This window comes from Arthrobacter sp. alpha11c, assembly GCF_054149985.1.
This window is the reverse complement of record NZ_CP196747.1, coordinates 2,932,942-2,959,213: the sequence shown is the minus strand read 5'-3', so window position 1 is coordinate 2,959,213 and position 26,272 is coordinate 2,932,942. Positions and strand designations below refer to the sequence as shown.

21 protein-coding genes, 1 tRNA gene and 1 other RNA gene are annotated in these 26,272 nt (G+C 63.2%); 13 read left to right on the top strand and 10 right to left on the bottom strand.

The genetic code is table 11. From position 1 onward, the window contains the following. Positions 1–154: 154 nt before the first annotated feature. Positions 155–1,279 (top strand): hypothetical protein, encoded by a 1,125-nt coding sequence (locus ACTAQJ_RS13380; protein ID WP_498696761.1) that lies wholly within the window; start codon positions 155–157, stop codon positions 1,277–1,279. Here ACTAQJ_RS13380 and recR read toward each other — a convergent pair. From recR to ffs, 3 genes are all read right to left on the bottom strand, one after another. Continuing rightward, a complete protein-coding gene (gene recR / locus ACTAQJ_RS13375) occupies positions 1,233–1,832 on the bottom strand; it encodes a recombination mediator RecR (protein WP_216921891.1) in 600 nt (199 codons plus the stop codon). The genes ACTAQJ_RS13380 and recR overlap by 47 nt on opposite strands. 33 nt (positions 1,833–1,865) lie before the next feature. After that, positions 1,866–5,165: a DNA polymerase III subunit gamma and tau gene (locus ACTAQJ_RS13370; protein ID WP_498696760.1), complete on the bottom strand. Its 3,300-nt coding sequence runs from the start codon at positions 5,163–5,165 to the stop codon at positions 1,866–1,868. Positions 5,166–5,199: 34 nt separating this feature from the next. Then, an RNA gene (gene ffs, locus ACTAQJ_RS13365) (signal recognition particle sRNA small type) lies at positions 5,200–5,296 on the bottom strand. Between the two features lie 465 nt (positions 5,297–5,761). Between ffs and ACTAQJ_RS13360 the strand changes: the two genes are divergently transcribed. Beyond that, positions 5,762–6,250 (top strand): hypothetical protein, encoded by a 489-nt coding sequence (locus ACTAQJ_RS13360; RefSeq protein WP_498696758.1) that lies wholly within the window; start codon positions 5,762–5,764, stop codon positions 6,248–6,250. Between the two features lie 14 nt (positions 6,251–6,264). Here ACTAQJ_RS13360 and ACTAQJ_RS13355 read toward each other — a convergent pair whose 3' ends face one another. Continuing rightward, positions 6,265–6,588 (bottom strand): hypothetical protein, encoded by a 324-nt coding sequence (locus ACTAQJ_RS13355; protein WP_498696755.1) that lies wholly within the window; start codon positions 6,586–6,588, stop codon positions 6,265–6,267. A gap of 303 nt (positions 6,589–6,891) precedes the next feature. Here ACTAQJ_RS13355 and ACTAQJ_RS13350 point away from each other — a divergent pair. Then, positions 6,892–6,976, top strand: a tRNA-Ser gene (locus ACTAQJ_RS13350). Between the two features lie 173 nt (positions 6,977–7,149). On the opposite strand, the gene ACTAQJ_RS13345 is transcribed toward ACTAQJ_RS13350, so the two are convergent. Beyond that, positions 7,150–8,103 (bottom strand): LysR substrate-binding domain-containing protein, encoded by a 954-nt coding sequence (locus tag ACTAQJ_RS13345; protein WP_431118130.1) that lies wholly within the window; start codon positions 8,101–8,103, stop codon positions 7,150–7,152. Positions 8,104–8,226: 123 nt separating this feature from the next. Between ACTAQJ_RS13345 and ACTAQJ_RS13340 the strand changes: the two genes are divergently transcribed. Then, the gene (locus ACTAQJ_RS13340) at positions 8,227–11,688 is read left to right on the top strand and encodes a bifunctional proline dehydrogenase/L-glutamate gamma-semialdehyde dehydrogenase (RefSeq protein WP_498696751.1); all 3,462 of its coding nucleotides are present in this window, start codon (positions 8,227–8,229) and stop codon (positions 11,686–11,688) included. Positions 11,689–11,874: 186 nt separating this feature from the next. Here ACTAQJ_RS13340 and ACTAQJ_RS13335 read toward each other — a convergent pair whose 3' ends face one another. Together ACTAQJ_RS13335 and ACTAQJ_RS13330 are read right to left on the bottom strand one after the other, a co-directional pair. Then, a complete protein-coding gene (locus ACTAQJ_RS13335) occupies positions 11,875–12,795 on the bottom strand; it encodes an oxygenase MpaB family protein (RefSeq protein ID WP_498702195.1) in 921 nt (306 codons plus the stop codon). Positions 12,796–12,885: 90 nt separating this feature from the next. After that, the gene (locus tag ACTAQJ_RS13330; RefSeq protein ID WP_498696749.1) at positions 12,886–14,325 is read right to left on the bottom strand and encodes an MFS transporter; all 1,440 of its coding nucleotides are present in this window, start codon (positions 14,323–14,325) and stop codon (positions 12,886–12,888) included. Positions 14,326–14,421: 96 nt separating this feature from the next. Between ACTAQJ_RS13330 and ACTAQJ_RS13325 the strand changes: the two genes are divergently transcribed. The 4 genes from ACTAQJ_RS13325 (at position 14,422) to ACTAQJ_RS13310 (ending at position 18,300) form a co-directional block, all read left to right on the top strand. Beyond that, complete coding sequence (locus ACTAQJ_RS13325) at positions 14,422–14,799, top strand: MarR family transcriptional regulator (protein ID WP_216921859.1); 378 nt, start codon at positions 14,422–14,424, stop codon at positions 14,797–14,799. Between the two features lie 197 nt (positions 14,800–14,996). After that, complete coding sequence (locus tag ACTAQJ_RS13320; protein WP_498696747.1) at positions 14,997–16,595, top strand: M23 family metallopeptidase; 1,599 nt, start codon at positions 14,997–14,999, stop codon at positions 16,593–16,595. A gap of 98 nt (positions 16,596–16,693) precedes the next feature. Beyond that, positions 16,694–17,176, top strand: coding sequence for a glutathione peroxidase (locus ACTAQJ_RS13315; RefSeq protein ID WP_431118136.1), 483 nt, complete (start codon positions 16,694–16,696; stop codon positions 17,174–17,176). Between the two features lie 140 nt (positions 17,177–17,316). Then, positions 17,317–18,300 carry a phosphodiesterase gene (locus ACTAQJ_RS13310; protein ID WP_498696744.1) on the top strand — a complete coding sequence of 328 codons (984 nt, stop codon included), beginning with the start codon at positions 17,317–17,319 and terminating at the stop codon, positions 18,298–18,300. Here ACTAQJ_RS13310 and ACTAQJ_RS13305 read toward each other — a convergent pair. After that, complete coding sequence (locus ACTAQJ_RS13305; RefSeq protein WP_431120105.1) at positions 18,278–19,867, bottom strand: stealth family protein; 1,590 nt, start codon at positions 19,865–19,867, stop codon at positions 18,278–18,280. The genes ACTAQJ_RS13310 and ACTAQJ_RS13305 overlap by 23 nt on opposite strands. A gap of 47 nt (positions 19,868–19,914) precedes the next feature. Next, positions 19,915–20,835 carry a Cof-type HAD-IIB family hydrolase gene (locus tag ACTAQJ_RS13300; RefSeq protein WP_431118139.1) on the bottom strand — a complete coding sequence of 307 codons (921 nt, stop codon included), beginning with the start codon at positions 20,833–20,835 and terminating at the stop codon, positions 19,915–19,917. A gap of 137 nt (positions 20,836–20,972) precedes the next feature. Between ACTAQJ_RS13300 and ACTAQJ_RS13295 the strand changes: the two genes are divergently transcribed. Both ACTAQJ_RS13295 and ACTAQJ_RS13290 read left to right on the top strand, forming a co-directional pair. Then, positions 20,973–21,272: a type II toxin-antitoxin system VapB family antitoxin gene (locus ACTAQJ_RS13295; RefSeq protein WP_062069994.1), complete on the top strand. Its 300-nt coding sequence runs from the start codon at positions 20,973–20,975 to the stop codon at positions 21,270–21,272. Then, a complete protein-coding gene (locus tag ACTAQJ_RS13290) occupies positions 21,265–21,939 on the top strand; it encodes a LytR C-terminal domain-containing protein (protein WP_498696743.1) in 675 nt (224 codons plus the stop codon). The genes ACTAQJ_RS13295 and ACTAQJ_RS13290 overlap by 8 nt, the downstream gene beginning before the upstream one ends. Before the next feature lie 7 nt (positions 21,940–21,946). Here ACTAQJ_RS13290 and ACTAQJ_RS13285 read toward each other — a convergent pair whose 3' ends face one another. Beyond that, positions 21,947–22,618 (bottom strand): TetR/AcrR family transcriptional regulator, encoded by a 672-nt coding sequence (locus ACTAQJ_RS13285; RefSeq protein ID WP_431118142.1) that lies wholly within the window; start codon positions 22,616–22,618, stop codon positions 21,947–21,949. 159 nt (positions 22,619–22,777) lie between these two features. Between ACTAQJ_RS13285 and ACTAQJ_RS13280 the strand changes: the two genes are divergently transcribed. From ACTAQJ_RS13280 to ACTAQJ_RS13270, 3 genes are all read left to right on the top strand, one after another. Then, positions 22,778–23,776 carry a LacI family DNA-binding transcriptional regulator gene (locus tag ACTAQJ_RS13280; protein WP_431120107.1) on the top strand — a complete coding sequence of 333 codons (999 nt, stop codon included), beginning with the start codon at positions 22,778–22,780 and terminating at the stop codon, positions 23,774–23,776. A 180-nt stretch (positions 23,777–23,956) separates the two neighbouring features. After that, positions 23,957–25,291: an extracellular solute-binding protein gene (locus tag ACTAQJ_RS13275; protein WP_498696739.1), complete on the top strand. Its 1,335-nt coding sequence runs from the start codon at positions 23,957–23,959 to the stop codon at positions 25,289–25,291. Between the two features lie 36 nt (positions 25,292–25,327). Further along, positions 25,328–26,272, top strand: coding sequence for a carbohydrate ABC transporter permease (locus ACTAQJ_RS13270; RefSeq protein ID WP_498696736.1), 945 nt, complete (start codon positions 25,328–25,330; stop codon positions 26,270–26,272).

Here is a 26,272-nt window from a genome sequence, read left to right as displayed (position 1 = left end):
AATTCCAAATTTGAGCACGCCTGCGTAGCTTATTTGGTCAGTTTATCGCCGTGTTGTGTCCCCACAGGAATTGTGACCACATGGCGGCCACACAGTCTGTATCGGCAGCAGGTCGCCGGGCGTACGATCCCTTTTATGAGCATTGCGTGGTGCCATGGCCAGGGTTCCTGAGGACCCGGACGATCCCGGCCCGGCGCGCAGCGAATCGGACTACGAAGTGATTGCCGGCGGCGTGATCGACGACCGGTTTCCGCGGCGTGACGGGACCGCGGGGAGTGAACACAGGCTGAACCATCAACCTGGGATCGCCGACATTCTTGGCGCCGCTGTGCGGGAGGCCTGGGATGACTGCCGCACGTCCTTGCGATCGTGGTGGTTCTGGGTGGCCTGCGCGTCCGCATTGATTCTGGCCTGGGCGATGGCCGCAGCTGTGGTGGCCTTCGGCGAAGCCAACGGTTGGTTTGAATCGAGCCTGCCAAGCGCCATCTACATATTGATGGCCGGATTGATGGCAGTCGATTCTGCCCTACTCGGGGCAGTCTGGGGCTTCCGTCAAATCGCTCGAACCTTCCTTGGCGCGCTTTTCGCCGGATTCTTCCGCGGGGCGGTCTTCGCAGTGCCGTCAGGCATCTTGCTGCTCGTGGTGGGCGCTGGCGTCGGCGGGCCGATCGCAGTGGCGGGTGCCGCCGTCGTGGTTGTTGTCCTTGAAGTTGTGCTCTTTGGACTCATCGGCGCTGGTGCTCGCGCATGCTCGGCCCGAACGGCGGCAGGTGGTGCCCTGGCTGCGGCGCTGGTGGCGTTCCTGTGCCTGGGCAATGTAGCGGCCATGATCGCGCTGCTCCCCGGCACTGCGGTGATGGATCAAGCGTCAGTGCCTATCAACGTGGAGCGGGACGACGCCGGTCGGATCACTGCGTACGAGTGCGTGGGCAGTCTCCGCCCCGTGGAGGTAGCCCACACAGAGCGGGTGGCTTGGCTGGCCGCGTCCAATCCCGTTCTGCTCTTCGGCAGTATCGCCGCGGAGGCACTCCCCAGGGAGCATGAACTGGCATGGGTGTTGTCCGGCCTGCAATGGGCTGCCGATGGACCCAGCCGGGATGCTCCTTGTATCGGCGGGGAATCAAGCGATCAGCTTGCGCCGTCGGTACCCGTCGCCCTCACCGGCCTCGCGATTCAAGCAGCTGTGGCTGCCTTGGTGCTTCTGCCAGGGCGCTGGTTATCGTCACGCCGGCTTACGTCAGTGCGTTCCGGCGGCCCTCAAACGCCCGGCCCAGCGTAACTTCGTCGGCGTATTCCAGGTCCCCACCCACGGGCAGGCCGGAAGCCAACCGCGTGACGGTGATCCCGATCGATTTGAGCATGCGGGCCAGATAGGTAGCAGTGGCCTCGCCCTCAAGGTTGGGATCCGTAGCGATGATGATTTCCTGAATGGCGCCGTCGTTGAGCCGTGTGAGGAGTTCGCGGATCCGCAACTGCTCCGGGCCAATGCCAGCGATGGGATTGATGGCTCCGCCCAGCACGTGATACCGGCCACGGAACGAACGGGTGCGCTCTACGGCAAGAACGTCCTTGGATTCCTCAACCACGCAAATGACCGACGGATCCCGCCTCGGATCGCGACAAATGTTGCACATTTCCTGCTCGGTGACGTTGCCGCACACAGTGCAGAACTTGACCCGTTCCTTCACCGTGGTGATGGCCGTAACGAGCCGTTTCATATCCTCGGGATCGGCCTCAAGGATGTGGAACGCCAGGCGCTGTGCCGATTTCGGGCCCACACCGGGAAGCCGGCCGAGCTCGTCAATCAGCTCTTGAACTGCACCTTCGTACAAAATGTCCTCGTTTGTTTGGTATCAATGCTGTGATCAGCGGGGTTGCAGGGGAGAACCGTCCAAGGCGCGCTCTTCGATCAGCTTTCCGCCCAGAATACGCTCCACGGCAGCCCGCCCAAAGACCCTCGATTCCTCGATGGTCTCGTCCTCCGGGCTGGGGATGTCCTCCGGTGCCGGCTCAGGCCTGGCTTGGGTCCGCACAGGCGCCTGCACCCGCCCGGCTTGGGCTTCAGGACTGTTGGTCAAGCGCTGGTACAGGCTCTGACGGGCCGAAGGACCGCCCGACGGCGTGCCCTCCTCCAGCGTCGCGACGGAGCCACTGGCGTGTTGGGTTTCCGTAGCTGTAGTGGGCCACGCTGCAGGCGCTTGGGCACCTGTCTGCGTTGGGAGGGTGCCGGGCCAGCTCGACGCCGGAGCGACGTCCCAGCCCGACGAGCCGTTTTGTTCTGCTTTGGTCAGGTGGCCATACGTCGGGGCTGCTGCATCCGCCGTGTTCGCTGGAGTCTGCGCCGCTTGCCTATCCGCTGGGGCTTGCGCCGTGGCCGGTTCGTAATCGGGGTTGCTCGACACGCCCGTGTCGGCATCGACCGAGGCCATTGGCCTGGCGCCCACGTTGGATGCGGTCCCGACCACCCACGTGCCGGGCGCTTGTTCTACTGCCCTGGACCACGGGTCGTGGGAAGCGTCCGGTTCTGCGGATTTGGTGGCCGTATTGGCCGCCGATGCCGGGGGGTGCTGCGCGGGGGTGTTCTGCCCTGGGGTTTGGTGGTCAGGGGTTGGCTGCGATGACCCTGTCGGAGCCGGATGTTCAGCGGAAGCCAGCGCCGGAGCGGTGTTTGGACCGGAAGAAGTGGGTGACGGTTCCCAATCCATCGGCGGTTCTTCGTCCAACGGCGGCGCATCTTCGTCGAGCGGAGGACCCCAATCCTCGTCAGGGTAGGAGTAATCTCCGGTCGACTCTGGCGCGGGAGCTGGCGCTGGCGTCTCCGGATGGATGGGTACTGATGCGGCCGGTTGCGCAGGTTCTGGCGTCGCCGACGCGGCAGGTTCCGGCGCAACACCGGCAGCCGCAACTTCCCTAGGCGGCGCAACCGGCGCCGAAGCAGCAGCGGCGGGTGCCGGCGCCGTGCGTTCGGCTTGAGCCGGGGCAGCTGCAACTGGTGCCTCAGGAGTGGCCGGAACAGGCGTGGCTGCGTCAGGGGTGGCGGGTGCCAAGCCCCAGGCAGAGTCGACTGACGAAACAGGACTCGGGGCCGGGGCGGGCAGGGCCGAGGCTGGCACTGGCACGTGCGGCACCGGGACAGCTGGCGCTGGGACTGCCGTCACTGGGCCTGCTGACACCGGGTCTGCTGACACCGGGCTTGGGGCAGGGGCCGCCGACTGTGATGTCGACGGTGATGTGGTGCCAGGTGACGCCGGAAGATCCCGGCTAGTAGGTGCTTTTGGGTTTGGCTCAGAGCTCGCTGAGCTGTTGCCGCCGGCCACTGCGACGATCTGGCAGTCGATGCCGATGGTCTTATGGATTGCCTGGCGAAGGTTCTCGGAGTGATCTGCGCGCCCAAAGGCACCGGCGAGCCCGGCGGTGGTGAAGGCGAGTGTCAGCACTTGACCGTCGAACTGTGCCACCTGGGCGTTCGGTTCAACCAAGGCCCAGGTGCTGCGCTTGATCTTGGTCAGCGTCTGCAGGACTTCGGGCCAAGCGCGGCGGAGAGCTTCGACGTCTCCACCAGTGGCTGGCGCTGGCCGGGACGCCGGGGCTGGCTGCGAAGCTGGTGCGGTCTGCGAGGCGGGTGCAGTCTGCGGAGCCGGTTGCGGTGCGGTGGGAGGGGCCGTCGCAGCGGGTGGCTTCGGCGAAGGAGCAGTCTGGACAGGACGCTGTGCAGCCGTCGACTCGTCCACGGGCCAGTCGTTGGTCGAGACGCGCGGAGCGGAGAGTGGCTCCCGCGACACGGGCGCAGACGACGTTTCCGACACAGGTACAGGTGCTTGAACTGCTGCAGGTGCAGGTGCCTGAACCGGTGCAGATGCTGGAGCCGCCGTCGCGACCGATACGGCTGCCGCCGGCGCTTGCGCGGGGGCGGACTGGGCAACGGGTGCAACCGCCGATGAAGAAGCCGCAGCGGAAGGCGTGCCGGAAGCGACAGCCGGAATCCCGGCGTCGCCCGCGTAATTCAGTCGACGCTCCACGCGGTCGATCCGGGCCGCAATGCCCCGTTCTGTTTCCTCGGAGCTGGGCAGCAGGATCCGCGCGCAGAGAAGTTCCAAGTGCAGTCGCGGGGAGGTGGCTCCGGTCATTTCCGTGAGCGCCGTGTTGGTGACGTCCGCCGCGCGGGAAAGTTCCGCAGCGCCCAGGTTTGTGGCCTGGTTGCACATCCGGGCAATCTGGTCCTCGGGCACGCCGCGGAGGATGGCCTGTGCGCTCTCAGGCATTGCCTGGACGATGATGAGGTCGCGGAAGCGCTCCAGGAGGTCTTCCACGAAGCGCCGGGGATCGTGCCCGGTCTGGATGACGCGGTCAACGGCGCGGAAGACAGTTGCGGCATCGGCGGCCGCGACGGCGTCCACGACGTCGTCCAGCAAGGAAGCGTGCGTGTAGCCGAGAAGCGCGACGGCGAGCTCGTAGTCGAGGCCGTTGGGTCCCGCGCCCGCCATGAGCTGATCCAGCACGGACAAGGTATCGCGGACGGAACCGCCGCCGGCACGGATGACGAGCGAAAGCACGCCCGGAGCCACGGGAACGTTCTCTTGGTGGCAGAGCAGCTCAAGGTACTTCATGAGCGGTTCGGGCGGAACCAACCGGAAGGGGTAGTGGTGAGTGCGCGAGCGGATGGTGCCGATGACTTTGTCCGGCTCCGTGGTGGCAAAGATGAACTTGATGTGTTCCGGCGGCTCTTCGACGATCTTCAGGAGGGCGTTGAAACCAGCCGACGTGACCATGTGGGCTTCGTCGATGATGAAGATCTTGTAGCGGTCCCGCACCGGGGCGAAAGTCGCGCGCTCGCGGAGATCGCGGGCGTCGTCCACGCCACCATGGCTGGCTGCGTCAATCTCAATAACGTCCAGGGAGCCGGAGCCGCCGCGTGCGAGTTCGATGCAGCTGGGGCATTTGCCGCAGGGGGTGTCGGTGGGTCCCTCGGCGCAGTTAAGGCAACGGGCCAGGATGCGCGCGGAGGTGGTCTTGCCGCAGCCGCGGGGGCCGGAGAAGAGGTACGCGTGGTTCACGCGGTTCTTCCGCAGGGCCGTCATCAGGGGCTCGGTGACGTGTTCCTGCCCGATAACGTCCGCGAAAGAGTCCGGGCGATACCTTCGATACAGGGCAGTTGTAACAGTCACAAGTGAAACCTACCTATAGGGACTGACATTTTAAATAAGAGACCCCTCATGCACCCGCCAGAGCCCATCTACCCTTGCTACCTTCCGGTCCTGGGGGAGTTCAACAGGATGACGCCACATGAGGGGCCGTCGACAAGCTTACCTGAACTTGGTTATTGGTTCGAATCGGCGCAGAGGGCTGTGGAAAACGCTCGACGGCGGCTGGTCGGCGCCCACATTTTGTCGGGGCTGGGTGGTAAACCTCGCACTACTTGAGATGTTCATTTGAGAGGGCGGGACTATGGGGCGGGATGGGTAGCGGGGACTGGGTGGATCCAAGGGATGTGTCCAGTGAGATTCATAAGGACGTGCTCGCCGTGGTTCGTGTCCTCGCCTCGTCCGGATGGAGGTTAAGGCGGCAAGGTCATAAGTTCTACATGTATTGCCCCTGCGGATCTGACGGCGCGCAGTTAAGGGTTGAAGGCACTCCTGGGAACTCGAGCCAGCGAGCCAAGATTCTTGCCCGCGACGCGCGTCGGTGTCCAGGTCAGCATGAATTGCTCAGGGGGCGGCGTTAGGTGTTGTCAGTTGTCAACAGGGTGGGCTATGCTGAAACCATGACCACGGAGCAGCCATTCGAAGTACGTCTCCGCCTCGGGGAACTTTCGGAGCACGTTGAAGACTTGCTCGTGGAGCAACTCGACGCGATAGTTTCCCGCTTGGCCGGCGTTCCGTATGTGACTTTCCTCCAAGATGCCCCCAGCGGTACAGAGGCTGCGCGCCGCCTTGTTTCCCGGGTCCACGATCTCGGAGGGAAGGTTCAGTCCGTCGATTTCGACTACGTCACCCGGAGCGAAATTGCTGAACGGCTGGGTGCAACCAGGCAGGCTGTCGCCCTCTGGGTCGCTGGCGACCGGAAGGCCGGCTTTCCATTCCCTCGCCCAGCCATCCAAGCTGGAGTTTCGCTATGGTGCTGGTCCGACGTCGTGGACTGGGCCACCGTTTCTAACCATGCCGTTGGCGAGGGAGTGAGGCTGCTGTCAGCCGATGAGATCGCAGTAATCAATGGTGAGTTGGCTGCAGGGCGAATGCCCATTTTCGCCTGACGCGCACTTATGGATCACCGCCACCCCCGCACCGGCCACGTCATGAAAACCGGCTCTTCGTAGGGGTGAGCCGCGCGCAGAGCGAGCACAACGGCCTCGAGCACGTCCTCCTCAACCACGCACTCAACCCGGGTTTCCGGCACTTGCTCGCTGGTTCCGACGTCGCCGATGAACGGCTGTGCGCCCGGCAGGGGAGTGAAGTGGCCAGTGCCCGGTGACGTAAATGAGCAATGCGAGTAGTCGCCGATCCGCCCTGCACCAGCGTCCCCGATTGCCTTCAGGACGGCTGGAGTGTCGGTCTCGGGAACGTAAACAACCAAGGCGTGGAGCTGCGTCATGGGAACATCCTGTCAGTAACTTCGGCTACAAAGCGGTCCACACCATTGCATATCTGCGGGTCACAGCGGACCATGGGTATGTACACCGATTGGGGCAATCTCAAGATTGTGAGCTGCGGGGCCTGGGGGCGAGGGGCCGGACCCGGCAGCTCAACGGTGATACCGCAAGAATGGGCGCGTTGGGGGCGTCCATTTTTCCGTTAAGGCGAGGTTTTGATCGACGCACCTGGAGGTCACTCCGGCCCGATTACACGATGCCGAAATTCTCAGGTACAGTAGTATCTGCTTTCGATTCGGAAGCAAGGAGAATTCGCCTAGCGGCCTATGGCGCACGCCTGGAACGCGTGTTGGGTTAACGCCCTCGGGGGTTCAAATCCCCCATTCTCCGCGTTTGGCCCCGGTCCCCAGGACCGGGGCCTTTTGCGTTCCTGACACCTACGTTGACTCCTGCCCGCGAGCCGGACTGGGGACACCCATATCCGGGCGTCGCCAGTGTGTTTCGAAGGCGTGGGCGAATTTGCGCGTCGCCAACGGACCCCCGGCGCTGCGGAAGTGAGCTGGCTACTGCTGCCCGGCGTCCACCTGGTGCCCTGCGTCCACCTGCTGCCCTGCGTCAACTTGCTGCGCCGCGGCCACGCGCTCCAGTACTTCGCGGCACGCAAGGATCGCGGGGTGGATCCGGCCGGCCGTCCTGGTGGATGTGAAGACAGTCCGGGTTGGCAGGCTGGGCAGGTCCAGCAGTTGGACGGGGCGGGTCCGGCCTGTCCAGACGAGGTCCGGCATGAGGGCCACGGCGTTTCCAGATTCAATGAGGCGGATCTGTGCTTGGAGGTCCGCTGTTTCGTATCGAACGTCAGGTTCGAAGCCGGCGGATCGGCAGGCCTGCTCAGCCCAGTGCCGGGAGGCGGCGCCGCGGGGCTCCATGACCCACGGCATGTCAGCGGTGTCAGCCAGTGAGGCAACAAGCTCCCCGCCCAGTCCGATCGGGGGAGTGGCCAGCCGGATTGCGTCGCTGGTCAGCGTTGCCCGGTCCAGCCCCGGGTGATGGGGCGCGGCGTGTCCGGGATATTGCTCCGCGACCACGATGTCGAAGTCGCGCGCCCAGGTTTCGTACAGGGCTGTCTCGGGTTCGCGCTGGGTCATTTCCACGCGCACTTCCGGATACTCCTGGCGCATGATGCTGAGGAAGTCAGGCAGCAGCGCAAGTGCGGCCGACTGGAACACGGCCAACCGGACCGTTCCCGTGACTGTGGACAGCGACGCGGCCAGTTCGGTTTCGGCGCGTTCCAGTGTCTCCAGGAGTGCGGCGGTATGTGCAACCAGGATCTCGGCTTGAGGTGTCAGCTGCACCCGGCGGCCGGCCTTGCGGAGCAGTTCAACGCCTGCTTCCTTCTCCAGCAGGGTCAGTTGCTGGGACACGGAGGAGGGGCTGTACTGCATGGCATCGGCCACCTCAGCGAGCGTTCCGCGGATCTTCAATTCGTGCAGCAAACGCAGCCTGCGGACGTCCAGCAAGGCGGCCTCCAAAGGATCGGAATGGGTAATGAATATTCGTCAGAAAAGATCGCTTTTCCTAACGTGATTGTAGATCCATACTGATGGAAACAAACAAACTTCTCCGCCTCAGAAGGAGCCCCAATGACCAGCACCCTCCCGGTTGCCGCCGCCCCGCGCACCCAGGATTCCGGGCAGTTCGATGCACTGGCACAGGAAGCCATCGCATTGGTCCGCCACTGGCTTACCGAAGCCAGCAAGATTCCCGTGGACGTGTCCGCCCAGCGCCTCGCAGGTGTCTTGAAGGACCCGAACGGCCTTGACTTCACGGTCGGATTCGTCGACGGCGTCATCCGCCCTGAGGATCTTTCGGTCGCCGGCCGCAAGCTCGCCGAGCTGGCCCCGAAGGTGCCCAAGTTCCTCCCCTGGTACATGCGCAGCGCTGTCCGTGTAGGTGGCGTGATGGCTCCGATCCTCCCGCAAGTGGTCATTCCGATCGCTCGCCGCGTGCTCCGCGAGATGGTGGGCCACCTGATTGTGGACGCCACGGATGCCAAGCTGGGTCCGGCCATCGCGAAGATCCGCCAGGACGGCGTGCACCTCAACGTAAATCTCCTCGGCGAGGCTGTCCTCGGTGAGCACGAAGCCCAGCGCCGCCTGGATGGCACGCTCAAGCTCCTGGCACGCGATGACGTTGACTACGTCTCCATCAAGGAATCCTCCACCGTGGCGCCGCACTCCCCGTGGGCCTTCGACGAAGCCGTCGATCACGTGGTGGAGAAGCTCACTCCGCTGTACCGCCTGGCCGCGTCTTTCCCCAAGCCCAAGTTCATCAACCTGGACATGGAGGAGTACAAGGACCTCAGCATGACCATCGCCGTGTTCAAGCGGATCCTGGACATGCCTGAATTCAAGAACCTTGAGGCCGGCATCGTCCTCCAGGCTTACCTTCCTGACGCACTGGGTGCCATGCAGGAACTGCAGGAGTGGGCCACTGCCCGCCGCGCACAGGGTGGCGCACCCATCAAGGTCCGCGTCGTCAAGGGCGCCAACCTGCCCATGGAACAGGTGGAGGCGTCCCTGCACGACTGGCCGGTGGCTACCTGGGGCAGCAAGCAGGACTCGGACACCAGCTACAAGAACGTCATCAACTACGCCCTTACCCCGGAGCACATTGACGCCGTCCGCATTGGCGTAGCAGGACACAACCTGTTCGACGTCGCATTTGCGTGGCTGCTCGCCAAAGAACGTGGCGTGACACAGGGCATCGAATTCGAAATGCTCCTGGGCATGGCAACCGGCCAGGCCACGGCTGTCCGCAAGGACGTCGGCAGCCTGCTGCTCTACACACCGGTGGTCCACCCGGGCGAGTTCGACGTCGCCATCGCGTACCTGATCCGCCGCCTCGAAGAGGGTGCCAGCCAGGAAAACTTCATGTCCGCAGTGTTCGAGCTCAGTGAAAACGAAGCCCTGTTCAAGCGCGAGCAGCAGCGCTTCCTGAACTCCCTGGCCGGCATGACGGACGAGGTTCCCGGGCCCAACCGTAAGCAGGACCGCCGCCTGCCCGCCGAGCCCGCTCCGCTGGAAGGCTTCCGCAACACAGCGGATACGGATCCCGCACTCCCGGCAAACCGCGCCTGGGGCCGTGACATCCTCAAGCGCATCCCCGGGTCTACTGCCGGCAACAAGATCGTGGAATCCACCAAGGTCTCCGACGCCGCCCAGCTGGACCAAATCATCGCCACCGCCGTGGACCACGGCAAGGCCTGGGGTGCCCGCCCGGCAGCCGAACGTGCCGCAATCCTGCACCGCGCCGGTGATGTTCTCGAAGCCCGCCGCGCTGAGCTGCTGGAGGTAATGGCCTCCGAGACCGGCAAGACCATCGACCAAGGCGACCCCGAGGTCAGCGAAGCAATCGACTTCGCGCATTACTACGCCGAGCGCGCCAAGGACCTGGAAAAGGTCGACGGCGCCACCTTCGTCCCAGCGAACCTCACCGTGGTGACCCCGCCGTGGAACTTCCCGGTGGCGATCCCCGCAGGCTCGACGCTCGCAGCGCTCGCCTCAGGTTCCGCTGTCGTGATCAAGCCTGCAAAGCAGGCGCGACGCTCCGGTTCCGTCATGGTGGATGCGCTCTGGGAGGCTGGCGTGCCGCGTGAAGTCCTGGCGCTGGTGCAACTCGAAGAGCGTGAACTGGGCACCCAGTTGGTCTCGCACCCGAGCGTCGACCGCGTCATCCTCACCGGCGGATATGAAACCGCTGAGCTCTTCCGCTCGTTCCGGCAGGACCTGCCGCTGCTCGCAGAGACGTCCGGCAAGAACGCCATCATCGTGACGCCGAGCGCTGACCTGGACCTGGCCGCGAAGGACGTCGTGTACTCTGCGTTCGGCCACGCGGGCCAGAAGTGCTCGGCCGCCTCGCTGGTGATCCTGGTGGGCTCGGTGGCGAAGAGCGAACGTTTCCACAACCAGTTGATCGACGCCGCCCGCTCGCTCACGGTCGGCTACCCCGAGAACGCCACGTCGCAGATGGGGCCGATCATCGAGCCGGCCAACGGCAAGCTCCTGAACGCCCTTACCACCCTGGGCGAAGGCGAAACCTGGGCCATCAAGCCTGAGCGCCTGGACGAGACAGGCCGCCTGTGGTCCCCGGGCATCCGTTCGGGCGTCAAGCGTGGCTCGTACTTCCACCTCACCGAGTTCTTCGGCCCGGTCCTTGGCGTGATGACCGCTGAGACCCTCGAGGAAGCCATCGCCATCCAGAACGAGATCGAGTACGGCCTCACCGCTGGCCTGCACTCCCTGGACTCCGCTGAAATGGGCGTCTGGCTGGACACCATCCAGGCCGGAAACCTGTATGTCAACCGCGGTATCACCGGTGCGATTGTCCAGCGCCAGCCGTTCGGTGGCTGGAAGAAGTCGGCTGTTGGCGCCGGAACCAAGGCCGGTGGACCGAACTACCTCATCGGTCTGGGCAGCTGGCTCCCCGCCGAAGCCAAGGCCAAGCGTGGCATGGTGCTTCAGGGGGCAGCCGCCCAGATTCTCTCCGCTGCAAAGTCAGCGGACGTGTCCGCTGAGGAGCTCCAGACCCTCCAGCAGTCACTCTTCAGCGACGCCGCAGCCTGGGAATCCGAGTTCGGCACCCGCAAGGACGTCTCGGCGCTCTCCGCAGAACGCAACGTGTTCCGCTACCGCCCGATCCCGGTCACGGTCCGCCTGTCCGAAGGCGAGCGGCTGGCTGACCTGCTCCGCGTAGTAGCAGCCGGCGCAGTGGCGGGATCAGCCGTCAAGGTCAGCACCGCCGTCGCGCTTGAAGATGTTGTGGTGAGTGTGTTCGCAAACCTGGGCGTTAGCGTCCGGATCGAGGACGACGCTGCGTGGCTGGCTCGTGCAGCAAAGTTCGACGCCGGCCGGATCCGCCTGATCGGCGGCGACTTCGCCTCGCTGAGCGCAGCCATGGGTGGCCGTCCGGACGTTGCCGTCTACCACGGTGAAGTGACGCAGGCCGGCCGCATCGAGATGCTCCCGTTCCTGCGCGAGCAGGCCGTGTCCATTACGGCGCACCGCTTCGGTACCCCGAACCACCTCTCGGATCACCTGATCTAAGGCCTGGCCAGGAAGGCCGGGTAGGACGGATTCGTTCCGACCTGCCCGGCCTTCGTTGTTGTCGATTGATCAGGCCGTACGTCCACCACCCACTTTGGCTGGGTTTGCGCCCGACACACCAGGAATTGCGGCGCGGTCAAATGCCTACGGATTCAAAGTGGGTGGTGGCGGTACAAGCCAGGACCATCACACCGCATACCCCAACCTCTGCAACCGCCTTCGCGCGGCGAGTTCGCTGGGGCCGTGTGAACCTAAGGCCAGCCGCACCATGCCCAGAACAACGCGGGCGGTGGAGATGGCAGGCAGGGGGATCGGACCCAGTCGGGCAGCTCGCAGACCCAGCATGTCCCGGTACTTGGGTTCAAGGCTTGCGACGGCGGCAGCGAACAGGATCCGGTAGCCCGGCTGAAGCAACGGGCTCAGGGGTGGGCGGCGCATGAAGGCAATGGTTTCCGCCAGCCGCTCATCGGAGCGCAAGACCCCGGAGGTGTACCAGGCTTCCAGTTCCTCGCGAACCTGGGCTTCGGTGACCGGTGGATCTTCCACTCCCATGAGCCGGCCAGCCTGCGCCCACTCGCGAACGTAGGCATCCGCGCCGCCGGGTATCGGGCGCCCCCAGATGCGGTTTGCCCTGAGGAAGGAATCCGCGTAAGTGACGTGGACCCAGCGGAGGAGTTCGGGATCATTGGCGGCGTAGTGGCGGTACGCGCCGTTTCCGTCCACGTAGGTTCCCCGAACATGTTCATGGATTTTCCGGACACGGTAGGTGGCTGCCTCAGCGGCTTCTTTGGAGCCATACGTGACGGTGAAGATCCAGCGCACGGTACTTGCCAGCCGCCCCAGCGGATCTTCCTTGAAGCCCGAGTGCTCGTACACACCCGCAAGCGCGCCCGGGTGCAGGGACTGCATCAGGAGCACCCTGATTCCGGCCACGATGGTGGCCATGGAGCCATGCACAGCCCAGACGGCCGAGCCCGGAAGGTGATATCCGGCGTCGTTCCCTTCTGCAAGGCGCGGCACCCACTCAGGTGGCGTTCCGGATGTTCCCGTGAACGTGCGTTGCAGGTCGTATCTGTACTCGGTGAGGTAATTCCTCATGCATCCCATGAGACCGCTCTTCGCGGAACCTGTACAGAGCAATTTGTGCACGGCTCCTGCCCTGTGAAGGGTTTTCAAAGGACAGGAGCCGTGCACAAACTAGGAGCGGATGCGGCGCCTTGACGGTGCTGCTGCCACCAGGAGGGCCGCAATGGCGACGGCGGCACTCAGGATGAGGCCTGGGCGGTACTGTTCCAGCATCGCCTGGGCGCTGACGGTTCCAGCCGCCTGCCCGTGCCCGCTCACCAACGCGGTGGTGACTGCCAGGACCAGTGCTGCTCCCACCTGGGTGCTGGTCTGGATCAGACCGGCAGCCAGGCCTTGCTCGGAGTCCTTGATGCCGGTGGTGGCCTGGACGTTGATGGACGGGAAGGCCAGGGCGAATCCGATGCCCAGCAGGATCACCGAGGGCAGGATGTCCAAAGCGTAGTTGGGCGTGGTGCCCACCCGGAGGAACAGGACGTAGCCCAATCCAAGCGCCGTGAGGCCTGTGAGGATCAGCTGGGTGGCACCGAATTTCTCGATCAGCCGGTCAGCAAAAGGTGCACTCGTCGCCACCAGTAGTCCGGCGGGCAGCAGGGCCAAAGCCATGCCCAAAGGCGTCCAACCGAGTACAGACTGCAGGAACATGGTGACGATGAACTGGAAGCTCAGGTATGAACCGAAAAGCCCCACTGCGCTGAGGTTGGCCCTGGCTACCCACCCTTCTTTGAGGATGCCGAAGCGGATCAGAGGGTGCTTCACCTTGTTCTCGATCACCGCGAACGCTGCAAGGATGGCTGCAGATACTGCGAATCCGGCGATAGTTGCCACAGATCCCCAGCCCTGCTCCGGCGCTGAAACCAAGGTGTAGACGAGGCCGAGCATTCCCAGCGCGAGCGTCACGGCACCCCAGATGTCGTGTCCGCTGTTTTCCGCGGACGGCTTGTCTTTCGGAATGAACTTCATGCCCAGCAGTACCACGGCGACGGCGATCGGCACGGACACCAGGAACGTCCACCGCCAGCTCAGGCTGGTCATCAGTCCACCGACCACAAGGCCCAAGGAGAAGCCGCTGGCGCCGAACGTGGTGAAGATGGAGAGGGCCTTGTTGCGCTCGCGGCCCTCGGCGAAGTTAGTGGTGATGATCGAGAAACCTGTTGGCGCGGTGAACGCTGCCGCGAGACCCTTGACGAACCGGGTGGCGATCAGGATAGCGGGATCATCCACGAGGCCACCGAGGAGTGAGGCTGCGGCGAACACCGCCAAGGCGATGAGGAATATGCGACGGCGGCCCAGCAGGTCCGCGAGACGGCCGCCCAGGAGCAGGAGGCTTCCATAACCCAGGACGTAGGCGGAAACGATCCACTGGAGGGAATCGGTTCCGAGGTGGAGTTCCTGTCCGATGGAAGGCAGGGCCACGCCAACCATGGAAACGTCCAGCCCGTCCAGGGCGAGGACGGTGCAGACAACCATCAGCAACAGCCACTGGGCGCGTGTCCAACGGACGGCTGAAACCACGGTTTCGGCGGATCTTTGAAGGGTGGTGGGTGATGTCATGCATCCAAGCTATATGACGCGTCATTGAATGACAAGGAATATGACCCGGAATATTATGACGTGGATTCTAATGACGGAATGGACTAGAATCAGGGCATGGCAACGACGCGTGACCGCCAGCTCGTTGAGCAATGGCGCAGCATTCAGGACTCCTACTTCCGCACTGCAGGAGCCATTGACCGCGCCCTGGAGGCCAAGTTCGATATCGGCCTGAACGAGTTCGAAATCCTGGACCTCGTGGCCGAAAGCACTGACGCCGCTTGCCGCATGAAGTCTTTGGGGGAGCGCACCCCCATGACTCAAAGCGCCGTGTCCAAGGTGGTGGACAGGCTGGAAAAGGCAGGTCTGGTCTCCCGCCAAACGTGCGCCGATGATCGTCGCTCCCTGTTTCTGGAGCTCACAGACGCCGGCCGTGCCCTTCATGAATCTGCTGCCGTGGAACATCGTGCACTTCTCAAGGAAAACCTCGGCTAGGACGTTCTCCGCGAATCTCAAGATCCCTTGAGCAAAAACTGAGGAAACCCTGCGCTTCAGTGGGGCCGGAAAGCCTTTATTTTCATATTGATTCCCGCAACAATGGTGCTTGCACGCCAGGCTGGGGTTTGGTGCCGCTGGCTTTGGGGAGTGTTCTTGTGGGCAAGCATAGTGAATCTGACCGATATGTAGACTTGGTGCGCAACGACGGTTTTCGTCGCATGCTCATCGCCGGAATCCTGGCAGCCGCAGCCTTTTTCGCTTTTGGTTTCCAACCCCTGAATTCCGTCTCTACTGGCTCCGTGGATGGTTCTGTGGCGCAAGGCGTCGTTGGACCTTTCTCGCTTGGCAGCCTTGTGCCGCCGGAAGCAGAAACCACGGTGATCGACGCCATGCCCGAGCCGCCCGTCCAAGAGGTTGGCACGCCCATGGTCTATTTTGACCGCGCACTTGTCCGGACCGTGGCCAAGGACGGGTCGTCCGGCCTGACCGTCGCTTCGTCCGGCTTGTCGCGTCCGGCAGCCGGCAGCCTTTACGCGCCGCTTGAAGTCCTCAATCCGAGCTCTCCATACGGCTACCGCTACAGTCCGTTGACCGGACTTCCCGGTGAATTCCACTGGGGCCAGGATTACGCCGCCGCATGCGGCACGCGTGTCTACGCCGCCGACGCCGGGGTGGTCAGGGCCGTCGGTTGGCACCTTTGGGGTGGTGGCAACCGTGTTGAGATTGAACATGGCAACGGCCTGGTCACCACCTACAACCACCTTCAAGCGATTGGTGTGACGCAGGGCCAGTCGGTGCGTGTGGGAGAAGTTATCGCCGAGGTAGGGACCACCGGATGGTCCACTGGGTGCCACCTGCACTTTGAGACGATCGTGAACGGCTTGCACACCAACCCCAACGGCTGGACCTATCTGCCTCTCCGGCAGATCGATCCGCTGCAGAACATCACCATGGTGAATTACCAGCCTGGAGTTGGAACGGGCGTCTCTGCGTCGCCGCAGTGGGCCGTGCCGGTGTCAGACAGCACTAACCGGGCTGTCATAGGTGGCGACCACGAAGAGAGTGTTGCTCCACCGGTGATCGCACAGCCGAGCACTACGCCGCCTGCCACTTCGGGCACTACGCCGCCTGCCACGCAGACGCCACCGGCTACCTCGACGCCTACGCAGACGCCACCGGCTACCTCGACGCCTACGCAGACTGTCACACCGACTCCGACAGTGACGGCAACGCCTACGCCAACGGCGACGGCGACACCAACGGCGACGGCGGCACCAAGCCCGACGGCGACTTCCACACCGACGCCCACGCCGACGTCCAGCACAACGACGCCTGGCACAACGACACCGGGCACGACGACACCGGGCACGACGACTGCGCCCACCACGTCGCCGGTGGTCCCTAACACCGCCACCGCGCCCGCCGTCGTCGAGCCCGTGGCGCCCGTCGCACCCGTCGCTCCAGCGCCTGCTGATCCGGCCCCTGCTCCGGTGGCCCCTGCGCCCGCACCCGTGGTTGCACCAGCCCCCGTGGTGGTCGAGCCAGCGCCTGTGGCTGTAGCACCAGCACCCGTGGTGGTTGCTCCCGCCCCGGTTGCGGTCACTCAAACTGTAGAGCCTGTGGCTCCGGTGCCGGCGGCCCCTGTTCCGGCGCCCAGCCCTGCAGCTGTGCTTCCATCAACTCCTCCGGCAGTGGTCCTTCCGCCTGGATACATCCTCATTGGTCCGGACAAGGTCCAACGGCCGGACGGCGTGATTGTGCCGCTGTCTACGCTCATCCTTCCCACGTCATAAGCCAGCGAGTAGGTACACCTACGTTTCATGGCTTGGGCAGCTCCCCGTAAGCTCGATGGCGGCAATCCCGCCAGACGACGTCGTCAGGAAGCGATCACATGAGAACCCTCTACAGCATTCCCCTTACCTTCAACGATGGCTCTGAAGCAGACTTCGGACGCTTTGAAGGGAAAGCGGTCCTGGTGGTGAACGTGGCCTCCGAATGCGGCTTCACGCGCCAGTACGCGGGCCTCGAGGAGCTCTACGGAAAGTATCGCGAGGATGGCCTGGAAGTACTTGGCGTGCCCTGCAACCAGTTTGGTGGCCAGGAGCCCGGCGCCGACGAGGAAATCGCGGAGTTCTGCGAACGCAATTTTGGCGTATCTTTCCCGCTTACCAGCAAGACCAACGTGCTGGGCAAAGAGCAGCATCCGTTGTTTGCCGAGTTGACCCGGGATGAGTCCGGGCAGCCGGTCAAGGTCAAGTGGAACTTTGAGAAGTTCGTCATAAACCGTGACGGCGAGCTCGTGGCAAGGTTCCCCTCCACGGTTGAACCTGACGCGCAGGAATTGGTTGACGCCGTTGAAAAGGCTTTGTCATAAGAGTCCGCGAATTCGAAAGGAGAAAGTAATTTTCCAACATTCCGCCGGCAGTTAGCCTGTTGTTGGCTTGTTGTCTGGTTGGATTGGAAGTACTGGAATGACACGGGAGACGCCGTCTCCCACCAAACGCTAAGGCAGCTATGGAGCTCATCGAGGCCGAGTACCCCAAACCAGGTCATGTGCTTTTGCATTTGAGCGATCTTCACTTGGTGGCCGGTCCAGACACACTCCACGGTTCGGTGGACAGCGCTGCCAGGCTCCAGGAGATCTGCGATCAGATCATTGCCTCCAGGATCAAGCCGGAGGCCATCATTTTCACCGGAGACCTTGCGGACAAGGGCGAATTCCGAGCCTACAAACGTCTGCGCGAAATGATTGAGCCCGTGTGCGACGCCCTCGGAGCGAAGGCCATTTGGGCCATGGGCAACCACGACAACCGCGCGAACTTCCGCTCGGCCTTCCTGGACGCCTCCGTAGCGAGCCGGCCGCAGGACCCTGTGGACCGCAGCTACTTCGTCAACGGGCTCCGGATCATTACCTTGGACACCACGGTCCCCGGATACCACTACGGCGAACTGTCAGAATCCCAACTGGAGTGGCTGGCCTCAGAATTGGCCACGCCGGCGCCGGACGGCACCATCCTCGCCCTGCATCACCCGCCTGTCCCATGCGTGCAGGACCTCGCCGTGTTGGTGGAGCTGCGCGGCCAACCCGCACTGGCCGCCGTCGTCCGTAACACAGACGTTCGCACCATCCTGGGTGGCCACCTGCATTACTCGACGACGGCGAGCTTCGCCGGCATCCCGGTATCGGTCGCCTCAGCAACGTGCTACACGCAGGACCTCGGCGTGCGCGCCGGCGGACAGCGCGGACGTGACGGAGCGCAGTCGTACAACATGATCCACGTCTACGAGCACACGATCGTGCATTCCGTGGTTCCGATGTCCGGTGGCGTCACTGTTGGCGAGTCCTTGGATGCAGCTGAAGTCCAGCGGCGGCTGGCGGCAGCCGGCATCCGTATTCCGCACGAGTCGCGGGTGGGGGCCCACACGTCGCCGGGCACGCACACCTCTTCGATCCCGCTCGTTTCTCCCGGCGGCCCTACTTCTCCCAGGGTGCCTTAACCGGGAAGTACTTCTCCAGGAAATCGGTCACCAGGTCGGCTCGTTCGTTTGCCTCGACTTCGGGGAAACTGCCGTCATTCAGGCAGAAGAAGTCCATGTGGCGCTTTGCGAGCAGCTTGGGAAGGTAGTGCAGTCCGGCCCACATGGTGGAGTCCACATACCTGACCTTGGCGCTGGTCTGCGTGACGGCGCGGCCGGTGAGCAGTGCGTAGTAGTGGTAGAACGAGTTGGTCACTGAAATGTTGTCGGCGGCCCGGAACCGGCTGCCGGCGGTCTTCGCGAACTCGGCGGGAAATTCCTTCTCCATCTGGGCCACCACGCTCCGGCGCAGGGGAGCGGCCGTGTGTTCCAGGTGCCGGGTGGTGATCCGTCCGAAGCGTTCCCACAGCAGCTTGCGGTTGACGCGCGCAGCGTTCTCGAAGCCACTGCGTTCGGCATCGTTCTCTCCGAGCCCGATGCGGGTGTCAGCCTCGATGAACTTGGTGATTCCGCCGGGCGTGAAGAACATGTCCGGGCCCACGGGCCTGCCAAAGAACATGTCGTCGTTGGAGTAGAGGAAGTGTTCGGACAATCCCTCGATATGGTGCAGCTGGCACTCCACTGCTTGCGAGTTGTGGGTGGGCAATACTGAGGGATCGGCAAAGAACTCTTCGCTGCGCACGATCGTGACCGATGGGTGGTCGGCCAGCCACGCCGGGGCGGGCGAGTCCGTGGCGATGAAGATCCGCCGGATCCAAGGCGCGAACATGTGCACCGAGCGCAGTGCGTACTTCAGTTCGTTGATCTGCCGGAAGCGTGCCTCATGGTCGTCGCCTTCGCCGAGGACAGCCCCAGCCTGCTGGGCGCGTCTCCTGGCGATGTATTCGGGGTCGCTGCCATCCACCCACGAGAAGACGATGTCGATGTCGAAATCGATGTCGCTTGCGTGGTCAGCGAACATGTTCTCGATGGTCGGCCAAGTGAGGCCATGGCGCTGCACGGTACCGCGAACGGCGTCCTGGCGCAGCATGGTGCGCCTGGTCAGGGAATTCTCCACGGGGAGTTCAAGGTGGTCGCCTTCGAACCTCCACAGTTCCAACTGGACACCAAGGGCAGGGCCGTACCAAAGCCCGCCGCCGAGTTCCACCCTGGGCCGGTACAGGCGGAAGATCCGTGCCTTCCGGTTGGCCGAGAGTTCGCCGTCTGCCACCAGGACCGAGGTCTTCTTCTTGGCATCAACAGTCATGGAGTAGAACGGCTCATTGCGGAAGGCAGCAACCAACGCTTCGCGAACGTCCTTGCGCGACTCCCAGTCAACGGCGATGACCGGCCTTTCGTCGTTGCCACGCACCAGGATGAAGTCCACGCCTGCGGCGTCCAAAGCGGCGCGGATGGCCAGCAGGTCCGCAACCATTGCCTGTTGGGGCGTGAGGTCACCGTTAAGGAGCGCGTACCGCCCGCGGTGACGGACGACGTCGGACCTGTGCTTCAGGTGGGCAACGACGGCAGGTGAGACCGCCTCGGCGATCGCATCTTCCTCTACGGTGGGGCTGCCGTGGTAAATCGGATCGACCTGTGCTTGCGTGATGGCTTTTCTCCGTACTGTTGTGAGTCGTTTCTGGGGAATGCGGGAGTCTATATGGCGAGGGCCTCGCGCCAGCTGCGCAGGAAGGCTCCGCCGGCGTCGTCGTGAATGACGTCGTCCGCCAGCTCGAGGTCAGCGGCGGTAAGAATGGTGTAGGGCTTCACCGGAACGCCGTCTGCGGGCCGGACGTCCACGTGCTTCACATCGTGGTCGTTGTGGTGAAGCCAGTCTGCCATGGCGTAGTCCGTACGGGAATCACCTACTGTGCGCCAGGAGAGCGGGGTGATGCCCTGGGCGGCCAACATTTCCACTGCCCGGCTGGCGCCCAGGTCCTTGCCCAAGCGGACGGATTCGATGTCCGTGGAAATGATGGTGGGGTCCAGGCGGTAATCCACGGTGTCATCGGACTCAGGGGCGTGGTGGTCCAGGATTGCTGCGTTCAGGCCGTGGCGGCCCATGATGTTCAGGGCATCGGCGTCGAAGAGTTTTTGCTCGGCCAGGTAATCTTCGCTGGCCACCTCAACGTGCTGCTCAACGGAGACCATGGCCCGCTTGGTTTCATCGAAGAACATATGCGCGGAATAGTCCTCGGCCACGAGCCTGCGGATGTCATCCCCGTATGCCTTGGGCACGGCGAGCTCGTGGTCCACGTGGATGGGGCCAGGACCGGCAGCGGTGTAGCTGAACCAGACCGCGCCCTTTTCACAGATGGCGTGGATGATGGTGTCGGCCGGCATTCCGGCCTCGATCATCGGCCCCATGACCTGTTCGCTGATGAAGGCGTCCGAGCGGCCCGTGTTGAAGATGACGGGGATGCCGGCCGAAGCCAGCGCCACGAGGTCCGCGATGATATCCGGCTTGACGTCGCGTGTCACAGGGCTGGCGATGGGGCCGTCGACGTCCAGCAGCAGCGCGAGGGCTGGGGCAGTGTGGGCAGCGGTCCGGTCGGTACCTTGGAGCGATTGAGTCATGCACCTATTCTGTCAGTCCCCGAGGTGTGCATCACAGCTATGACGCCAGACGTTCGGATAGTCACCGTTTGGCCACAACCTGCGTGTGCCGGGGGTCACAAGTTCCGTTAGCGCAGCAACTTCCATAGGCTTGCAGGGTGATCTTCAAAGCTGTGGGCGAGGGACGCCCGTACCCTGACCATGGATATTCCGCGCCGCGTGACTGGGCTGCCCTTCCGCCGCGGCCCGTTCGCCTGGATGAACTTGTAACCACCAAGCGCACCCTGGATCTGGAGGCATTGCTGGCAGAAGATTCAACGTTCTTTGGGGATTTGTTCCCGCACGTGGTCCAGTATCAGGGCGTTCTGTACCTCGAAGATGGGCTTCACCGGGCAGTCCGCACCGCGCTCCACCAGAGGACGGCCATCCACGCACGCGTGCTGGTGATCGATGGCTAGTCAGCGCAAGCGTCCCAAAGATGTGACGCAGTTGCACGGGCACCATGTGGTGACCGGACCTGAGCTTCGTGCGACCTTCGCCGAGGATGCCCGTGCCCAACGCAGCCGCTTCCGGCGCCGCGTCTTCCACGCCATTGTCCTTGTCCTGCTGGTAGGTGTCATAGCTGCCGGAGCAGTTGGTGCCTGGGCCATCATGAACGGTGTCATCAAGATTCCCACGGCGATCGCGAGCAAAGCGCCCACCAGCCTCTGCCCCACCACCACGTTCGATTACGTACCGAACGAAACCGTGAACATCAACGTCTTCAACGCCACCTCACGGGCAGGGCTGGCTACTACTGTTGCCGACGAGTTCACAGCGCGGGGGTACAAGGTCCTATCCGTAGACAACAGCGACACTGCGTACTCGGGGATCGGCGTGGTGGTCTCGGGAGTCAAGGGCCAGGCAGCTGCACTCAACATCCAGCGGAACTTGGCCGGAACGGATTACTTCCAGGACAACCGCGAAGACGAATCAGTGGACGTAGTCCTCACCCGGGGCTATCAGGGCTTGGTGGAACCGCAGCTCGTGGATCAGACTCCCGGCAAGCTCAGCTGCCCGCGCGAGGACCTGAGGATTGCGGATACTTCCCGATGGCCGATCATCCCTACCCGTCCTGCTCAGTAGTTGGGAGTTAAAGGGTCACAGCATCCATGCGGACGGGCTTGCCCGCCTCGTCGAACTGTGCTCCCGCACCCAGCTGGATGAATCGCACCGTTTGCGCTGTCTGGAGCTCGACGTCGGAGGCTGGGGCAGGCGCCGGAGTCTCGCCGTCGGGCGTTCGGTTGCGTCGTGCGGCACTGGCGGACAGTGTGCCGTGAATGAGCCGCGCCAGCTGGGCGACGTCAGTGTCCGGGAGATAGCCCTGCTGGACGCCGTCAGTCAGGATGTCCTGGAGGAGGACGTTGAGGTCGCCCACGTGGTCCGCGAGCTTCGCGAACGAGGCCGGGGAAAGGACGGCGGCCATCGCTGGCCCTGGCGGAAGGTGGCGGCGGCTGAGGTCCTCCACCTGGGCGCGGACGTAGAGGGCCAGCCTGTCCACAGGATTTTCAAGAGCTGCCAGCGAATCGCGAAGGTCCACGATAAAGCGCTCGGTTTCATCCAGCGCGTACGCAATGAGCAACTGCTCCATGTCTGCGTAGTAGTTGTAAACGGCGGTGCGGCCAACGCCTGCATGGCGCGCGACGTCCGTCATGGTGAGGCCGGGCAGGCCATGGGTAAAGAGGAGCTCACCGAAGGCGGTCAGAATACGGCGTTGGGTCTCGGCGCGTTGGGCAGCATTCGTGGCGGCCGTGATCCTGGGCATATAGACACTTTACAGTGATGTGTCACCAAGTCCTGCAGTTTGCGTACACGTGATGCCCGTTGGAGGCCTTCCCAGGGGCATTGGGCGTACACAAACTCGCGTAACATCGTGGGAACCGGACGCGAACTCACCCGGACACTAAATTCACAAGGGGGACTGTTGCGGGCAACGGTCAAGGATGTGGCGCGCCGCGCGGGAGTGTCGCCGAAAACCGTCTCGAACGTCATGAACGGAATCGTGCCGGTCAGCGCTCCAACGCGGCTCAGGGTTGAGCAGGCAATGCAGGAGCTCGACTACGTTCCCAACCTTTCCGCGCGCGGGCTCCGCAACGGCCGCTCCGGTGTCATCGCGTTGGCCTTGCCGGATCTGGCCACCCCGTTCTCCGCTGAGATAGCCCAGAGCATCGTGGAAGTAGCCCACGAGCAAGGCTGGAGCGTCCAGATCGAGGAAACCGGTTCGGATCCGGAGCGCGAGCAGGAGCTGATGACCCGCGCGCGCTCCAACCTCATCGATGGGCTCATTCTCAATCCGGTGGTGCTGGATGAAAGTGCGGTCAAGGTTGGTGTGGCCTTGCCTCCCGTCGTGCTGTTGGGCGAAGTGAGCCAGGAGCTTGCGGACCGTGTTTACGTGGACAGTTTCGCGGCGGCGCGGGATATGACGCTGGCCCTGGCCAAATCCGGGCGTCGGCGTATCGCCGTGCTCGGTATAAACAAGACCAGGCAGTCTGCCACGTCGATTCAACGCAGACAGGGCTACGAGGCTGCGCTCCAGATCCTCGGGATCCCTCTGGATGAATCCCTGCTGATTTCCTGCTCGCCTTGGACGCCTGGAGCTGCAGCCGAATCACTGACCCGCTATCTGGATTCCAAGCCGCTGCCGGAGGCACTGTTCTGCTTCACGGATTCGCTGGCCATTGGAGCCCTCAATACGCTGTGGAAGAGGGGCGTCCGCGTTCCTGATGACGTCGCGGTGGCCGGTTTCGACGACGTCATGGATGGGCGCTACGCAGTTCCCTCGCTGACCACCGTATCTTTCGACAAGCGGACCATTGCCACCGAAGCGCTGCGCCTGCTCACTGAGCGTATGGCGGACAGGGGCCACGGACAACGCGTCGTCACGGTGGACTACGCCATTGTAGAGCGGGACAGCACGGGCTAGGCGGCCTTTGAAATTTAAGTGTGCGCGCTAACAATTTCTCTTGCCTCAGATATTACAACGATGTAATGTGAGAGCCGCGTCACCCCCGGGCCACCCTTTTACCCGGCAGTGGAGATGCACCGAAGCCGGATTTGCGCAGCAGTTGTGTCCTTTCAGCGGACCCTTCCAAAGGAGTGACGGGTGAAGCAGTTTGAATCTTTGACCGGGAAACAGTTGTCCCGGAGACAGTTATTGACGGGATCGGCCCTCCTCGGAGGCGGGCTTCTGGCCACCAGCCTCACAGGCTGTGGAGGTGCGGCCCAAGCCACCGGCGTCAGGGAGATCGGCTTCTGGCATCTCTTGTCCGGCGGCGACGGCACCAAGATGCAAGCGATGATCGCCAATGCCAACCAAGCCAATCCCGGCTTCAAGGTGCACCCCACCGTGTTGGCCTGGGGTCCGCCGTACTACACCAAGCTAGCCATGGCATCTGCCGGGGGCCGACCTCCAGAGGTGGCCATTATGCACGCCAGCCGGGTCCCGGGATATGCCCCGGGCGGACTCATAGAGCCCTGGGATCTGGGGCTGCTCGCGGAGAATGGCATCACGCCGGAGAACTTCGCGCCGCGCATCTGGGAAAAGGGCCAGCAAGATGGGAAAGTTTTCTCCATCGCGCTGGACTCCCACCCGTTCATCATGTTCTACAACACGGACGTCGCCGCCAAGGCCGGGCTCCTGGAAAGTAATGGCCAGTTGCAGGAGGTCAGTTCGCCCGATGAGTTCAAGGCCATGGCACTGGAGATGCAAAAGATCACCAAGGCCCACGGATTGTCCTTTGGCTACCTGAACCTGGGCTCGCAGATGTGGCGGCTGTTCTACACGCTCTACAAGCAGCACGGAGCGGAAATTGTCCTCACGCCCGGCCGGCAGATGGAGGCGGACAGGGACGCTGCGATCGAATCGCTGGAGTTCATGGCTTCGCTCTTCGACGACACTATCGCGGCCAAGAGCGGCGACATCAACACCGGTATTGCAGAATTCGTCCGTGGCGATTCGGGAATGCTCTTCAGTGGTGGCTGGGAATTGCCCACCATGAAGAAGGCAAAGTTGCCGGTTGACGCCGCCACCATCCCCACCCTGTACGGGACACCCGCCTCGTACGCCGATTCGCATTCCTTCGTCCTCCCGCGGCAGCTCGCGGTTGACGAAGCGAAACGGAAGGATGCGTACAAGTTCGTCAGTGACGTTCTGAAGGGTTCGCTGTTGTGGGCCGAGGCCGGCCATATCCCGGCGTACCAGCCGGTGGTTCAATCGCCGGACTACGGGAAGCTCACGCCGCAGATCCACTACGCCAACGCGGCGGACATCATCGCCTACGATCCCGAATCCTGGTTCAGCGGCTCGGGATCGGACTGGCAGACCTACTTTGCCGAGCATATCCAGAACGTGCTTCTGGGGCGCGACAAAGCAAGCACAGGGTGGGATGGCTTCGTGGCCCGCACCAACGACCTTCTATCCCGGCCCAACCCGGTCTGACCGGCACCAGCGCACCGAGCGACAAAGGAGTCCTTCATGAGTTCCTCTACACTGTCCCGGCAGACCAGCCAACCACGGACAACACCCAGCCCAGGCAAGGCCGGGCTATCTCTGCGAAGAAGCAGGGACACCCTCAACGGGTGGGCATTTGCAGCACCCTTCCTGGTGTTCTTCCTCGTCTTCCTCGTTTGGCCCATTCTGTACGGCTTCTACATGAGTCTCACGGGCAAATCCCTGACAGGCGCCAACGACAGTCTGATCGGTTTTTCCAACTACGCCGAAGCCTTTGCCGATGCCGGCATGTGGCGTTCGCTGGGCAACACGTTGTACTTCACAGTCATCAGCACTGTCCCACTGGTGCTGGTTGCGCTGGTAATGGCGGCCCTGCTGAACATCGGCCTTCCAGCCCAGTGGCTGTGGCGGCTCTCCTACTTTGCCCCGTTCCTGTTGGCTTCCACGGTTGTGTCGTTGTTCTTCGTCTGGATGTACAACCCGCAGCTCGGCCTGATCAACGATTTCCTGTCAAAGTTCGGAATACCAAAAATGGGGTGGCTTAACGATCCCAATGTGGCCATGTGGTCAATCGTGATCGCGACACTCTGGTGGACTGTGGGCTTCAACTTCCTGCTCTACCTGGCGGCAATGCAGAACATCCCCGTCCAGCACTATGAAGCATCGTCCCTGGACGGTGCCGGCCCCTGGCGGCAATTCTTCTCCATTACGCTGCCGCAGCTCACGCCTACGACCGTGATGATTGTGTTGCTCCAAATCCTGGCTTCCCTGAAGGTCTTTGACCAGATTTACCAGATGACAGCCGGGGGTCCGGGCGGATCTACCCGTCCCGTGGTCCAGTACATCTTCGAAACCGGGTTCACCGGATACCGGCTGGGGTATTCCGCAGCTATCTCCTACATCTTCTTCGGACTGATTGTGCTGGTTTCCGCGCTGCAGTTCGTCATCACCCGCCGCAGGAGCGCATAG

What these genes read in the sequence shown, in the direction of transcription:
- ACTAQJ_RS13380 (WP_498696761.1), top strand. Translation starts at nt 155, where the DNA reads ATGGCCAGGGTTCCTGAGGACCCGGACGATCCCGGCCCGGCGCGCAGC.
- ACTAQJ_RS13360 (WP_498696758.1), top strand. Translation starts at nt 5,762, where the DNA reads ATGACCACGGAGCAGCCATTCGAAGTACGTCTCCGCCTCGGGGAACTT.
- ACTAQJ_RS13355 (WP_498696755.1), bottom strand. Translation starts at nt 6,588, where the DNA reads ATGACGCAGCTCCACGCCTTGGTTGTTTACGTTCCCGAGACCGACACT.
- ACTAQJ_RS13340 (WP_498696751.1), top strand. Translation starts at nt 8,227, where the DNA reads ATGACCAGCACCCTCCCGGTTGCCGCCGCCCCGCGCACCCAGGATTCC.
- ACTAQJ_RS13335 (WP_498702195.1), bottom strand. Translation starts at nt 12,795, where the DNA reads ATGGGATGCATGAGGAATTACCTCACCGAGTACAGATACGACCTGCAA.
- ACTAQJ_RS13330 (WP_498696749.1), bottom strand. Translation starts at nt 14,325, where the DNA reads ATGACATCACCCACCACCCTTCAAAGATCCGCCGAAACCGTGGTTTCA.
- ACTAQJ_RS13325 (WP_216921859.1), top strand. Translation starts at nt 14,422, where the DNA reads ATGGCAACGACGCGTGACCGCCAGCTCGTTGAGCAATGGCGCAGCATT.
- ACTAQJ_RS13315 (WP_431118136.1), top strand. Translation starts at nt 16,694, where the DNA reads ATGAGAACCCTCTACAGCATTCCCCTTACCTTCAACGATGGCTCTGAA.
- ACTAQJ_RS13310 (WP_498696744.1), top strand. Translation starts at nt 17,317, where the DNA reads ATGGAGCTCATCGAGGCCGAGTACCCCAAACCAGGTCATGTGCTTTTG.
- ACTAQJ_RS13300 (WP_431118139.1), bottom strand. Translation starts at nt 20,835, where the DNA reads ATGACTCAATCGCTCCAAGGTACCGACCGGACCGCTGCCCACACTGCC.
- ACTAQJ_RS13290 (WP_498696743.1), top strand. Translation starts at nt 21,265, where the DNA reads ATGGCTAGTCAGCGCAAGCGTCCCAAAGATGTGACGCAGTTGCACGGG.
- ACTAQJ_RS13285 (WP_431118142.1), bottom strand. Translation starts at nt 22,618, where the DNA reads ATGCCCAGGATCACGGCCGCCACGAATGCTGCCCAACGCGCCGAGACC.
- ACTAQJ_RS13270 (WP_498696736.1), top strand. Translation starts at nt 25,328, where the DNA reads ATGAGTTCCTCTACACTGTCCCGGCAGACCAGCCAACCACGGACAACA.